We start from the raw sequence: 13524 nt of genomic DNA on the forward strand, positions 1-13524 counted from the left end.
GGAGAGATCATGACCGCATTCCAAGGACTGAAAACCGTCGCCGTGCTGGGCGTGCTGGCGGGACTGGCCGCTTGCGGTCAGGCGGAGAAGACGGCCGACAAGGCTGACGCTCCGGCCGAGGCGACCCAGGCGGCGCCTGAAGCCGCGCCTGCAACGGGCGGCGCGCCGACCATCGACCAGATGATGGGCGTGCAGGTGGCCTATCTGGAATCCAAGCTGGGTCCGGCCCGCACGGTTCAGGACAAGGAGCGCACCTATGAGATCGGCGGCTGCACGGTCCGCGTCCGCGCCGAGGGCGACGAGGTCGTCGGCTACGCCGTGCCGATGACGTCGGCCTGCTCGACCCAGGCGCTGGCGGCGCTGAAGGACTATGATCTGCCGCAGAAGATCGACCTGACCATGGGCGAGTTCGCCGCCGCGCGCGGCAACGCCGACTTCAAGGCCGACTGCCTGATGCTGTGCGGCAATGCGGCCGACCCGTGGCTCTATCTGGAAAGCGCCGGTCCGCGCGTGTCGCCGGGCATTCGCGCCTCGGCCGTGATGGTCAGCGACGCCACGATCGACGCCTCCTTCCGCATCCGCGACGCCATCAAGGCGGCCAAGGGCGAGGATTACGTCATCGATGCCGGCTTCAACTGTAGCGCCGACTTCGATCAGATGGCGGTGCGCGAGCTGAAGACCGTCCGCATCGACGAGATCGAGGTCGGCTACATCCCCTACGGCGGCTGCTGAGGGCGAGGGTGATGAAACGCGGCGCGGTTTGGCGCGTCGGAGCGGCGCTGGCGACGACGGCCGTCGCCCTGGCCGCGTGCTCGGCGATGATCCCGGTCAACATCAGCGGCGGGCTGGAACGGCCAGTCGCGACCTTCGGCGCCGATCCCGCCAAGCCCGAGAAGGCCTGCCTGGGCGGCATCGCCGTGCATAAGCGGTCGAACGCCATGATGCGCCCGGTCTGGTCGATCGAGGCGCGCGGCCGCGACTGCCGGGGCCTGAGACAGGTGGTCTATGGCGAGACGCCCGAGGGGTTTGAAACGACAGTAGAGGCGGCGCCGCTGAAACCCGGCGTGCGATACGCGATCGTCGGTTACGGCCTGACCGGCGGGCCACTGAGCCGCGTGCCCTGGCGCGGCGGGGACGAGGTGGTGTTCGAGAACGGCCGTTGGCGTCCTGTCACGCCGCAGGAGCGCGGTCCGCGCGTGGACGCAGGCGGCGAAGCACCTCACTAGCGGCTGGATGGAAGGCGAGGCGGATTTCACGCTCGAAGAGGTCGTCGAGAACCTGGGGCTGCGGCCGCTGGTCGAGGGCGGTTGGGGGCGGCCGATGGCGTGGGCGGACGCCGCCGCGCGCGGAGAGGCGGTCGGCGCCTATCGCCTGCTGACGCCCGAGGCGCCGCTCGATTGGCGCGTGGTCGAGGCCGAAGAGCTGTGGACCGCCTATATGGGCGCGGCGCTTGAGGTCGAGCTGGCCACGGATACGGGCGTGCGGCGCGAGACCCTGGCGGCGGGATCGGGTCAGTGGGTGACGGTTCCGGCGGGCGGCTGGCTGAGGACGCGGGCGGTCGGCGGATGGTGTCTGGCGGGCCGGATCGGACAGGCGCAAGGTGACGGCCTGTCCTGAGCGGGAGGCCGAAATGAGCGAGCCGAAGACCAAGCCTACCGACGCCTCGGTCGAGGACTTTCTGGCGGCGGTCGAACCGGCGCGGCGGCGCGAGGAGGGGCGGACGCTGTGCGCCCTGATGCAGGCGGTGTCGGGCGAGGCGCCGGTGATGTGGGGGCCGTCCATCGTCGGCTTCGGCCGCTACGCCAACGTCACCGCGAACGGCAAGAGCGCCGACTGGCCGCGCATGGGCTTTTCGCCGCGCAAGGCGGCGCTGACCCTTTATCTCGCCTCGACCCCGCAGACGGAGGCCATGCTGGCGCGGCTGGGTCCGCACACGACCAGCACAGCCTGCCTCTACATCAAGCGGCTGGATCAGGCGGACATGGGCGTGTTGCGCGACCTCTGCGTCGCCAGTTGGGACGAGATGAAACGCCGCTATCCGTGATTGGCTTGCCGACGGCGGCCAACGGACTATAGCGGATTCATGCGCACCTTCCTGATCGCCGCCTCCGCCCTGTTGTCCGCCTGCGCCCTGGCGCCGCTGGCCGCCGCCGAAACGCCGGTCCAGCCGGTCGATCTGCTGCTGACCTCGGCCACGGTGGTCGATGTCGAGAAGGGAACGACGACGCCGGATCAACTGGTCGCCGTGCGCGGCGGCGACATCGTGGCCGTGGGGCCTGAGGGCGAGGCGGGCCGCTATCGGGCCGCGCGGACGTTGGATCTGGGCGACCGCTACGTCATGCCGGGCCTGTGGGACATGCACGTCCACTTCGGCGGCGGCGAGCCCCTGATCGAGGAGAACGCCGAGCTGATGCCGCTGTTCGTGGTCAATGGCGTGGTGGCGGTGCGCGACGCGGCGGGCGACCTGGCGCAGCAGGTGCTGGACTGGCGCGCGTCGCCGCCGACCGCCGATGCGCCGCGCATCTTCACCTCCGGCCCCAAGATCGAGGGCGTCGCCCCCGTCTGGAAGGGCGTGATCGAGACGGGCAGCGAGGCGGAGGTGGACGCCGCCCTGGACCGACTTCAGGCCCTGCGCGTCGACTTCGTCAAGATCACCGACAACACCCTGACGCCCGAGCTTTTCCTCTACGCGGTGCGCGAGGCGAAGAAGCGGGGCATGAAGACTTCGGCCCACATCCCGGCCAGCATTACGGTGCTGGAGGCCGCGGAGGCGGGCCTGTCGTCGATCGAGCACCTCGACTACGCCATGAAGGCCGGCTCGCGCGATGAGGCGGCCATCGCGGCCGACTATCTGGCGGGCAAATACACCTACGCCCAGACCATGCGGCGTTACGCCGACACCTTCGACGTGGAGACGGCGCGCCGGGTCTATGCGCGGCTGGCGGAGCTGGGTACGGCGGTATCGCCGACCCTCTACGGCTCGACCACCCTGGCCAATCTGGACAAGGACGACCATACGCACGACGACGGCCTGGCCTATGTCGGGCCGGGCATCCGGGCGACCTATGACTGGCGCGTCCAGCGCGCCGCCCAGGCCACGCCGCAGCAGGTCGAGGATCGTCACTTCGTCAAGGACGTCACCGCACGCACCCTGCCCATGCTGCGCGATGCCGGCGTGACCATCCTGACAGGGACGGACGCGGGCTTCCTCAACTCGTTCAACTATCCGGGCTTTTCGCTGCACGACGAGCTGGAGCTCTATGTGTCGCTGGGCCTGACGCCGCGCGAGGCCTTGATGGGCTCGGTCGTGGACGGGCCGCGCTTCCTCAATCAGGGGGAGCGTTACGGCGCGGTGGCGGCGGGCAAGTCGGCCGATCTGCTGGTGCTGGAGGCCGACCCGCTGACCGACGTCAGCGCCACGCGCGACGCCGAGGCCGTGGTGCTGCGCGGCCGACTGATCGATGCGGCTGAACTGGAGCGGATGCGCGCCGAAATCCGCGCTCGGGTCGCGGCGCGCAATGCGGTCTTTAAGCCTTCGCCAGCTTCCTGACCTTGAAGGCGACCCAGATCAGCAGCAGGCCGAACAGCACGGCCCAGGCCGCGATCAGCCACAGCAGACCCAAGGCCCCCGCGCCCGGCATGAAGACCAGGATCAGGCCGAAGATCACCGACAGGGCGCCGGCGACGCCCAGCGTCCACTCATTGGCGATCTCGTTGCGCAGACGGATGGCGCCGATGATCTCGAGCACGCCGCGCAGGATCGACCAGAAGCCGATCAGATAGACCAGGACCAGGGCCGTCAGGCCCGGCCAGGCGAAGGCGACGACAGCAGCCAGGATGCTGACCACGCCGCCCAGCGCCAGCCACCAGCGCGGGACGAACCCGCCGCCCCGGATCGCTGCGATCAGGGCTAGAACGCCGTCGATCAGGGCGTAGACGCCGTAGACCATGATCAGGGTCAGCAGGCTGATCTGCGGCCAGACGAAGGTCAGCACGCCGAAGGCCACGGCGGCGATCCCGCGCAACAGCAGCAGCCACCAGGATCGATGCAGGGCGGATTTGACGAAGCCTTCCAGCGAAGGCGCGGCGTTGGACGAGGACATGGTTTCAGCTCCCCTTGGGCGTGGCGGCATATGGCCACGCTGGCGCAACGTCGGAGCGGGGGCGGGAGTTCCGCAAACTTCTCGGCTCAGGCCGCCGCGCGCCAGTCGGACCGGGCGTTGAACGGCGGGGTGTGGAACTCGTCCCACAGGGCGTCTTCGTTGGTGTAGCGGCTGGTCGAGGCGCTGATGACGTCCACGACCTGTTCCTCCTGACGGTCCCAGATGACGGCCAGGTCGCTCTCGGTCTCGCACGGCACGATCATGTAGCGATCGGAAAAGGTCTTGCGGGCGGGCTTCTGGACGGTGGGGGTGCGGACGAAGGCCATAGGGGAAAACTCCTGGTGCGGAGGCGGTCGCCTCTTGCTGACAGGATGAAGATGCGACAGCATTGCGCCAGTTTCGGACGTATCTCTGTGGAGAAGTCATTTGCGGCACGACAAGGCGGCCATGGTCATCGATCTGGCGCGGGGCATGGCGGCCAGCGCCGAGGGGCTGACGCTGAACGAGATGGCGGCACAGCTGAACGTCGGGCGCCGCACGGCCGAGAGGATGCGCGACGCCGTGCTGATGCTGTTCCCGCAGGTGGAAGAGGTGTCGGATCCGCCGACCAAGCGCTGGCGCATCCGGGGGGGGCTGTCGGCCTTTGAACAGGCGCCGACGGCCACCGAGATGCTGGAGCTGACCAAGGCGGCGGCGGCCCTGCGCGCGGCGGGCGAACCGGCGCGGGCGGCGGCGTTGGAAAGTCTTGAGCGCAAGGTGAAGGCGGCGATGCGCTCGACCACCCTGAACCGCATGGCGCCGGATCTGGAGGCTCTGGTCCGGGCCGAGACCATCGCCGTCCAGGCCGGGCCGCGCCCCAGCGCCGATGAGACGGTGCTGGCCGAGATTCGCGGGGCGGTGCTGGCCGAGCGGCCGCTGAACTTCATCTACGCCCGGCCGGGGGCCGAGGCGCGCACCCGCACCATGACGCCGTGCGGCCTGATGTTCGGGCGGGCCAACTATCTGGTGGCCGCCGACCGCGAGAGCGGGCGCATCCAGACCTTCCGTCTGGACCGGATGAGCGCGGTCGAGGCGGGCGAGGGCACGGCGCGCCCGCCCGAAGACTTCGACCTGGGCGCCTTCGCCAGCCAGTCCTTCGGCATCTATCAGGACGAGATCGAAGAGGTCGCCGTCCGTATCGCGCCCGAGGGGGCGGACGAGGCGCGCGGCTGGCGCTGGCACCCGACCCAGACGATCGAGGATCGGGCCGACGGATCGGTCGTGGTGCGGTTCCGCGCCTCGGGCATGCGCGAACTGGCCTGGCACCTGTTCACCTGGGGCGAGCAGGCGACCATCCTGGAGCCGGAGCGGCTGAAGACGGTGATGGCCGAGGCGCTTGGGGCGGCGGGCCGCGCCCTCGAACGGGCGTAAAGCTGAGGAAACCGTAAGGTGACGGGCGACGTTTGGGAGCCCTAAGCTGCGCCGTTCCTTGTAGGAGACTGCTCTTCGTGCGTCTGAAAGCCCTGTCTGCAACCGTCCTTTCTGTCGTCGCCCTGCTGACCGCCTGCGCCGCCAGCCCTGCGCCCGGCCCCTGGAACGTCGAGGCGGCGCCGCAGGTGACGGTGACGCGCGAGGACGGGCGGTTGACGGTCGATTATGTCTTCAACCGCGACGCCGTGGTCTGGGCCTTCATGGACTCGGCCCTGATCTCGGAGGTGCGCGAGCCGTGGAGGCCGCGCCAGTGGACGGTCGAGACGCCTGGCGTGGTGATGGAGCGACGCGGCCATTACGACATCATCCGCAGCACGAACGGCGGTCCCGTGCCGCGCCATGTCCGTTTCAGCGTGACGCCCAAGGCGGTCGAGCTGGAGGCGGAATACAAGACCCTGGTCTTCTCGGACGGGGCGGTGGCCCTGCCGACGCGGCAGATGGACGTCTTCGCCCTGGGCTCGCCCGAGGCGGCGGAGGCGATGCCGGCGGACCTCAACGGCGTCAATCTGGACGGCGGGGCGTCGCGCGTGACCTGGCGCGACCTGGACGGGCCGGTGCTGTTCAACGGCGAGCGCCACGCCGAACTGACGACGACGGGCGAGCGCTCCTATGTCCTGCTGGGACAGGCGCGGGTGACGCCGGGCGAGGGGCTGACCACCGTCATGGACCCCAATCTGCCGCCCTGGATCGGCGAGAAGATCCGCGACTTCGCCCCGCGCGTGGGCCAGTTCTACCTGCAACGCCTGGGGCGGCCCGGCTCGGGCGGCGACAAGCCGGTGGTCATGGTGTCGTGGAACGGCCCGACCGAGCGGATGACCAGCATGGGCGGCAGCGTCCTGCCCGGTCTGATCGTCATGTCGTTCGAGGGGACCGGCGTGACCCGGCCGACGGCGGAGATGGAGCGGGTGTCGCGCTGGTTCATCGGCCATGAGAGCGCCCACTTCTGGCTGGGCCAGACCGTGCGGTACGAGTTCGCGCGCGACGCCTGGATCACCGAGGGCGGCGCCGACCTGATGGCGGTGCGGGCGCTGAAGGCGCTGGACCCGGCCTATGACGACCGCAAGGCCCTGCAGGAAGAGGTCGACGACTGCGTGACCCTGAGCCAGGGGCGCGGCGTGGCCGAGGCGGGCGTGCGGGGCGAACACCGCGCCTATTACGCCTGCGGCGCCGTCTTCGCGATGACGGCCGAGGGGGCGCAGAAGCGGCGCGACGGCGGCGACTGGTTCGGCTTCCTGCGGCCTCTGCTGGACGCCAACCGCCGGGACGGGGTGCTGAGCCGCGCCGAATGGCTGAACGCCCTGACGCGCGTGTCGGGCGATCCGACGCTGGCGGCCGACATCGGGCGGATGCTGGACCAGGGCGCGGCCGATCCCGTCGCCGAGATCGCCAGCCTGTTCCGCCGCGCAGGCGTGCCGCACCGGGTCGAGGACGGGCGCATCCTTCTGGCGAATTGATCCTGCTCAAGGCGCGGAACGGCGGTTTGTGCGTTGATGTGGCGTATCCTGAAGCAGGAGGCCGCCATGCCCTGGACCAGTCTGATCGTTTATGTGGACGATGAAGCCGACAACCCCGCCCGCCTGACCGAGGCCTGCGCCCTGGCCGGCGCGCATGGGGCGCGGCTGATCGGGGTGTCGGGCTGCGCACCCGAGACGCCGGTGGCCGACGCCTATGGGGCGGGCATTCTTCTGGGCGAGGTGATGGCGGCTCAGCAGACGCGCAACGAAACCACGCTGAAGTCCGCTGAGCAGCGCTTCCGGGGCGCGATCGAGGCGGCGGGCGTCGAGGGTGAATGGCGGGGCGACGTCGGCGACCCGACCGGCCTGACCCTGCGCTGCCTGCGGGCGGCGGACGCGGCCCTGGTCGGGCGCGACGCGGGCGGGGCCAGCGCCTGGCGCGCGCCGCATCCGGCTGATCTGGCCATGCGGGCGGGGCGACCGATCGTGGTCCTGCCGCCCAATCCGATCCGCTCGATGGTGGATGCCACGGCGCTGCTGGCCTGGACCGACACGCGCGAGAGCCGACTGGCGGCGCAGGCGGCCATGCCCCTGTTGAAACGCGCTGACGGGGTGCGGGTGGTCGAGCTGTGCGACCCCGAAGACATGGACGGCGCCCGGTTGCGGACGCAGGATGTCGTGCGCTGGCTGGCGGGGCACGGGATCGCGGCTGAACCAGACGCCCGCGCCCATGACGACCGCTCGGGCGGGCGGCGGCTGATCGACTGCGCCGAGGAAATGGGGGCGGGGCTCATGGTCTCCGGCGCCTGGGGGCATGCGCGGATGCGGCAGTGGATCTTCGGCGGGGTGACGCAGACCTTGCTGAACGAAGCGCCCGTGGCGCTGATGCTGGCGCACTGACTTTCCTTCTCCCCTTGCGGGAGAAGGTGGTCCGTAAGGACCGGATGAGGGGTTGCACTGTCGGTTGAGAGACCCCTCATCCGACCTCGCTTCGCTCGGCCACCTTCTCCCACAAGGGGAGAAGGGGAAATTAGGCGAACGGATAGGGGCTGACGGACTTGGACCAGTCGTCCACCGTCAGGGCGCGGCCGACCGGCGGGGCGGCGCGTTCGGCGCAGGGGTGGCGTTCGCACAGGCGGCAGGCCGGGCCGATGGGGGTGACCTCGGGCTTCTGCAGGTCCAGACCGCGGGCGTAGATCAGGCGGTGGGCGTGGCGAAGCTCGCAGCCCAGGCCGATGGCCAGGTCATGCCCCTCGGTGAATGCGTCCTGACCCTGACGGTCGACGGTGCGGGCCAGGGTGAACCAGCGCGATCCGTCCGGCGTCTCGATGATCTGGGTGACGATGCGGCCCGGCGTGCGGAAGGCCGAGTGCAGCCGCCAGCGCGGGCAGGCCCCGCCGAAGCGCGAGAAGGGAAAGGCGTCCGACGCATAGCGCTTGGACACATTACCCGCCTGATCCACTCGCATCAGGAAGAAGGGCACGCCCCGCGCCCTCGGCCGCGACAGGGTGGTCAGGCGGTGGGCGACCTGTTCGAAGCCGACGCCGAAGCGGGCCTGTAGCCGGGCCAGGTCATAGCCGGTTTCCTCGGCCGTGCGCTGGAAGGCAGCGTAGGGCATCAGCACGGCGGCGGCCAGGGTGTTGGCCAGCGAGGCCTTCAGCAGGTTGCGCGTCGGGGCGTCGGGAGCGTTCGCGGCCTCGGTCAGGGCCTGAAGCTCAGGCCCGTGCTCCATCAGGGCCAGCTGGTTGGCGACGGCGAAGGCGCGCGACGACGGGCCCAGCGCGTCGGACAGCAGCAGGCGCCCCCGGTGCGGATCGAAGCGGCGGGTCCATTCGACCATGACCTCGGCGGGCAGGGTGCGGACGGTCAGGCCGTGGCGGGCGAACAGGCGCGCGCGGGCCAGGGCCTCGAATCCTTCGTCGGGGGCGGGGGCTTCCGCGCGCAGGGCGTCGTGCAGGGCTTCGCCCAGGGCGTCCAGTTCGGGGAAGTGGTTGTGGCGGGCCTGAACGTATTCGCGCACCCATTCCGAAGGGCTGTCGGTCGGGGCGGCGCCGCCGCCGGCCTCGGTCTCGGCGCGGTCGCGCACGCGGCGGTCGGAGAAGGCGCGATAGAGGCGCAGCACGGCGTCAGCGGCGGCGGGCTGATCCTCGGCCAGCTGCATGATCTCGTGGCGGGGCACGGCCAAGCCGTGGAACAAGGGGTCGGCGAAGACCTCGGACAGTTCGGCCTCCGACGCCGGGCCGCCGGACTGGCCGAGGTTCCTCAGGTCGACGTCATAGGTTTCGGCCAGACGCAGCAGAAGCTGAGCCGAGACGGGGCGCTGGTTGCGCTCGATATGGTTCAGATAAGAGGGCGAGACGCCCAGGTCGGCCGCCATCGCTGTCTGCGACAGGTCAAGTTCGCGCCGCAGCCGCTTGAGGCGGCCGCCCAGAAACAGCTTGCGATCGGCGGCGGCGTTCATGGCGCTATCATGTCACATCATGACTTCATGGCAAGTGTCATGATGTGACTGTTTGACTTGAATGACGTGTCTAGCTCTGTGTCATTCGTGACGGATGCATGTTCAGGTCTTGGGGACAGCGGCTGCGGCCGCGCCTTATCGAGACCGAGACGAGACATGACGACCTTCGCCGATCTGGTTCCTTCGCCCGCCGGCCGTTTCGACGGCATCGAGCGCCCCTATTCGCCTGAAGACGTCCTGCGTCTGCGCGGCTCGGTGCCGGTCACGCACACCCTGGCCGAGCGCGGCGCCAACCGCCTGTGGGAGCTGCTGCACACCGAGCCCTACATCAACGCCCTGGGCGCGGTCACAGGCAACCAGGCGATGCAGATGGTCCGCGCGGGCCTGAAGGCCATCTATCTGTCGGGCTGGCAGGTCGCGGCCGACGCCAATACGGCCGGCGCCATGTACCCGGACCAGTCCCTGTATCCGGCCAACGCCGCGCCGGAACTGTGCCGCCGCATCAACCGCACCCTGCAGCGCGCCGACCAGATCGAGCACGCCGAGGGCGGCGCCAAGCGCGACTGGTTCGCCCCCATCGTGGCGGACGCCGAGGCCGGCTTCGGCGGCCCGCTGAACAGCTTCGAGATCATGAAGGCATTCATCGAGGCGGGCGCCGCCGGCGTCCACTTCGAGGACCAGCTGGCGTCTGAGAAAAAGTGCGGCCACCTGGGCGGCAAGGTGCTGATCCCGACCCAGGCGCATGAGCGCAACCTGATCGCGGCGCGCCTTGCGGCCGACGTCTGCGGCACGCCGACCCTGACGGTAGCGCGCACCGACGCCGAGTCGGCCCAGCTGATCACCTCGGACATCGACGAGCGGGACCATCCCTTCATCGACCGCGAAAACCGCACGCCCGAGGGCTTCTATCGTCTGAAGCCGGGCACGGGTCTGGATCACTGCATCGCGCGCGGCCTGTCCTACGCCAAATACGCCGACCTGCTGTGGTGGGAGACCTCGCACCCCGATCTGGACGACGCCAGGAAGTTCGCCGAGGCGGTCCAGAAGAAATATCCGGGCAAGCTGATGGCCTACAACTGCTCGCCCTCGTTCAACTGGGAAGCCAAGCTGGACAAGGACACCATCGCCAAGTTCCAGCGCGAGTTGGGGGCCATGGGCTACAAGTTCCAGTTCGTGACGCTGGCGGGCTTCCACAGCCTGAACAACGGCATGTTCGAGCTGGCCTCGGGCTATCGCGATCGCGGCATGGCGGCCTATTCCGAGCTGCAACAGCGCGAGTTCGCTAATGAGGCCGCCGGCTACACCGCCACGCGCCACCAGCGCGAGGTCGGCACCGGCTACTTCGATGATGTCGCCACGGTCATCTCCTCGGGCCAGTCCTCGACCACGGCTTTGAAGGACTCGACCGAAACCGCCCAGTTCCACGCCGCCTGAGTTCCACGCCTCACAGGAAAGGAAACGACATGGAGCCCATGACCCGTCCGCAAGCCATCATCGACTTCTGCCTGGCGCCGCTGGCGCTGGACGGATCGACCGAGGCCGAGCGCGAGGTGCGCCGCCGTCTGGAGCACGTCCTCAAGACCTTCGAGGCCAAGGCGGTCCGTCCGCTGAGCGTGGACTTCTCGACCATGCCCAGCCAGGTCATCAACGAGGCGGCGCACGGCTACGAGTGAGCCGCCTCGATATTGGAAGAAAGAGACCTCAGGCCGCGGCTTCCGCGATCTTAGGCGTCTGTGCGGTCAGGTCAGCGACCATGGCCAACAGGTCTTCGACGCTGAAGGGCTTGGCCATATGGCGGTCGGCGCCGGCGGCCAGGGCCTCGTCCAGATGTTGGGGCAGGGCGTTGGCGGTCAGCATGACGACGGGAACGTGCGGCAGGCCCAGGACGGACTCGTGCAGCCGGATTTCGCGCACGGCGGTCAGGCCGTCCATGACCGGCATCTGCATGTCCATCAGCACCAGGTCGAAGGTCTGGGCGCGGTAGGCTTCGACGGCCTGGGCTCCGTTCTCGACCGAGACGAGGTCGAAGACGGCGCCGTCCAGGATCAGCTCGGCGACGCGGCGATTGGTCGGGTGATCGTCGGCGGCCAGGATGCGCAGGCGGCGCGGCGCCTGGTCGACCTCGGCCGCGAAGGCTGTGTCGGCGTCCTGCCGGTCGGGACGAAGCGGGACGGGCGGCGCCTGAGCCGGCTTGAACGGCAGGCTGAGGATGAAGGCGGCGCCCGCGCCCGGCTCGCTTTCGCAGCCCAGGTCGCCGCCCATCATGGCCGCCAGTTCGCGGCAGATCGCCAGGCCCAGGCCAGAGCCGCCGTAGTGGCGAGTGATGTCGCCGTCGGCCTGTTCGAAGCGGTTGAACAGCCGGGCCTGCGTCTGGGCGTCAAAGCCGATCCCAGTGTCCTGGACCACGAAACGCAAGGTCTGGGGCGCCTCGGCTGGGACGGCGTCGACGGTCAGGCTGACGAAGCCCGAGGCGGTGAACTTGACGGCGTTGGAGACCAGGTTGGTCAGAACCTGCTTCAGGCGGACGGCGTCGCCATAAATCCAACGCTGCGCCTCAGGCGCGACCTCGACAATGAACTGCAGCCCCTTGTCGCGCGCGGCGGCGGCGTAGAGGAGGGCGGCTTCCTCCACCGTCCGGGCGAGGTCGAGCGGTTCCTCCTTCAGCTCCAGTCGTCCGGATTCGACGCGCGCCAGATCCAGTATGTCGCTGAGCAGGGTCTGGAGGGTGCGGCTGGAGGACTGGATCAGCTCAAGCATTTCCTGCTGATGCTGTGACAGTTTCGTGCGGGTCAAAGCCTGGGCCACCCCGATGACGCCGTTCAGGGGCGTGCGGATCTCATGGCTCATATTGGCCAGGAAGCGGCTCTTGGCGCGATTGGCGGCGTTTGCTGCATCGCGCGCTTCCGCCAGGGCGGCCGCGTCGCGTTTCAGGTCGCTGATGTCCGAGCAGACCGTGACCGCGCCGCCGCCGACGGTCGGGCGATCCTGAACCCGCAGCCAACGGTCGGCGACCTTGATCTCGCGCGGGGCGGTGGCGATGCGGCGGCAGGCCAGCCGCTCTTCGATCCAGGCGTCCTCTCGGCCCACGATGTCGGGATAGACGCCGCTTCTGATCCCGGCCTCCAATACTTCGCGGAAGGTGACGCCGGGCCTGAGCACGCCTTGCAGATGAGGTGCGATCTCGCTGTAGCGCTGGTTCCACAGGATCAGGCGGTCATCGGCGTCATAGACGCTGACGCCGTCGGGCATGGCGTGGACGGCTTCCAGCAATTGACCCAGAACGCTGCGCCGCGACCACCAGATCATGCCGGTGAAGAAGGCCGCCACGACGACGGTCAACGTCACGCCCAGGCCGATCCACAGGGCGACGACGAGGGCGCTCGCCGCGTCGCTGGGCAGGATCACGCCGGGCGCAGGCGTCAGGCTCACGGCGGTCATGGCGATGAAGTGCAGCCAGGCGACGCCGCTGGCGGTCAGGGCGGTCGCTGCGGCCAACTGCTTCCAGCGGCCGAGGGGCGGCAGGAAGACGACCGTGCTGAACAGGACCAGCCCGCCCGCGACGGCCAGGCCGACGCGCGGCGCATTCCACGTCAGCACCGCGCCCGACAGGCGCATGGCGTCCATGCCGACGAAGTGCATGGCCGCGACGCCGGTTGTGACGGCGACTGCGGCGACCAGCCCCCACCGACGCCGCAGCTTCGCATCCGCCGGGCCGATCAGGTGCAACTGCATTCCGATCCAGAAGGCGGCCGCCACGATCACCAGCGACAGGAAGGTCTGCAGGGCGTCGTAACGGACCTCGACGCCTACGTCATAGGACAGCATGGCGATGAAATGGGTGGTCCATACGCCCAATCCCCCGACCAGGGGCGCGGACAGGGTGTAGGCGCGGCGTGCTCGGGGCGACAGGCGTCGCGCACGCTCGGACAGCAACAAGGCGATGCCGAGGCTGAAAACGCAGGCCAGGATGGCGAAAGCGGCGATTCGCCAGTCGTGGCGTTCAACCAGACAGCTCAGAACACCGTCCAACATGATG

14 protein-coding genes are annotated in these 13524 nt (G+C 69.4%); 10 read left to right on the top strand and 4 right to left on the bottom strand.

Annotated elements, in window-relative coordinates:
* Positions 1-9 precede the first annotated feature (9 nt).
* Genes BJP32_RS09365 through BJP32_RS09385 form a run of 5 tightly spaced genes read left to right on the top strand, consistent with a single transcriptional unit; the run spans position 10 to position 3550 of the window.
* Positions 10-732, top strand: coding sequence for a hypothetical protein (locus tag BJP32_RS09365; RefSeq protein WP_233126794.1), 723 nt, complete (start codon positions 10-12; stop codon positions 730-732).
* A gap of 8 nt (positions 733-740) precedes the next feature.
* Complete coding sequence (locus BJP32_RS09370) at positions 741-1226, top strand: hypothetical protein (protein WP_158043304.1); 486 nt, start codon at positions 741-743, stop codon at positions 1224-1226.
* 7 nt (positions 1227-1233) lie between these two features.
* A complete protein-coding gene (locus BJP32_RS09375; protein WP_076223803.1) occupies positions 1234-1617 on the top strand; it encodes a cupin domain-containing protein in 384 nt (127 codons plus the stop codon).
* Positions 1618-1630: 13 nt separating this feature from the next.
* A complete protein-coding gene (locus BJP32_RS09380; protein WP_076223805.1) occupies positions 1631-2044 on the top strand; it encodes a DUF1801 domain-containing protein in 414 nt (137 codons plus the stop codon).
* 39 nt (positions 2045-2083) lie between these two features.
* Entirely contained in the window at positions 2084-3550 is a 1467-nt protein-coding gene (locus BJP32_RS09385) for an amidohydrolase family protein (RefSeq protein WP_076223807.1), read from the top strand.
* Here BJP32_RS09385 and BJP32_RS09390 read toward each other — a convergent pair.
* Positions 3528-4103 carry an HdeD family acid-resistance protein gene (locus BJP32_RS09390; RefSeq protein WP_046653288.1) on the bottom strand — a complete coding sequence of 192 codons (576 nt, stop codon included), beginning with the start codon at positions 4101-4103 and terminating at the stop codon, positions 3528-3530. The genes BJP32_RS09385 and BJP32_RS09390 overlap by 23 nt on opposite strands.
* 86 nt (positions 4104-4189) lie before the next feature.
* Positions 4190-4429: a hypothetical protein gene (locus tag BJP32_RS09395; protein ID WP_003165726.1), complete on the bottom strand. Its 240-nt coding sequence runs from the start codon at positions 4427-4429 to the stop codon at positions 4190-4192.
* A 100-nt stretch (positions 4430-4529) separates the two neighbouring features.
* Between BJP32_RS09395 and BJP32_RS09400 the strand changes: the two genes are divergently transcribed.
* From BJP32_RS09400 to BJP32_RS09410, 3 genes are all read left to right on the top strand, one after another.
* Positions 4530-5513, top strand: coding sequence for a YafY family protein (locus BJP32_RS09400; RefSeq protein WP_076223809.1), 984 nt, complete (start codon positions 4530-4532; stop codon positions 5511-5513).
* A 77-nt stretch (positions 5514-5590) separates the two neighbouring features.
* A complete protein-coding gene (locus BJP32_RS09405) occupies positions 5591-7027 on the top strand; it encodes a hypothetical protein (RefSeq protein WP_046653290.1) in 1437 nt (478 codons plus the stop codon).
* Between the two features lie 66 nt (positions 7028-7093).
* Positions 7094-7927 (top strand): universal stress protein, encoded by an 834-nt coding sequence (locus BJP32_RS09410; RefSeq protein ID WP_157683882.1) that lies wholly within the window; start codon positions 7094-7096, stop codon positions 7925-7927.
* A gap of 130 nt (positions 7928-8057) precedes the next feature.
* Here BJP32_RS09410 and BJP32_RS09415 read toward each other — a convergent pair whose 3' ends face one another.
* Positions 8058-9488: a short-chain fatty acyl-CoA regulator family protein gene (locus tag BJP32_RS09415; protein ID WP_076223811.1), complete on the bottom strand. Its 1431-nt coding sequence runs from the start codon at positions 9486-9488 to the stop codon at positions 8058-8060.
* A gap of 156 nt (positions 9489-9644) precedes the next feature.
* Between BJP32_RS09415 and aceA the strand changes: the two genes are divergently transcribed.
* Both aceA and BJP32_RS09425 read left to right on the top strand, forming a co-directional pair.
* Positions 9645-10922 (top strand): isocitrate lyase, encoded by a 1278-nt coding sequence (gene aceA, locus BJP32_RS09420; protein ID WP_046653292.1) that lies wholly within the window; start codon positions 9645-9647, stop codon positions 10920-10922.
* Between the two features lie 29 nt (positions 10923-10951).
* On the top strand, positions 10952-11161 hold the full coding sequence (locus BJP32_RS09425) for a hypothetical protein (protein ID WP_003165718.1): 210 nt from the start codon (positions 10952-10954) through the stop codon (positions 11159-11161).
* Positions 11162-11189: 28 nt separating this feature from the next.
* On the opposite strand, the gene BJP32_RS09430 is transcribed toward BJP32_RS09425, so the two are convergent.
* Positions 11190-13520, bottom strand: a complete 2331-nt coding sequence (locus BJP32_RS09430; RefSeq protein WP_076223813.1) for an ATP-binding protein — start codon at positions 13518-13520, stop codon at positions 11190-11192.
* Positions 13521-13524: the final 4 nt, after the last annotated feature.

The organism is Brevundimonas sp. ZS04 (assembly GCF_001956865.1).
In the GTDB taxonomy this organism is placed as follows: Bacteria; Pseudomonadota; Alphaproteobacteria; order Caulobacterales; family Caulobacteraceae; genus Brevundimonas; species Brevundimonas diminuta.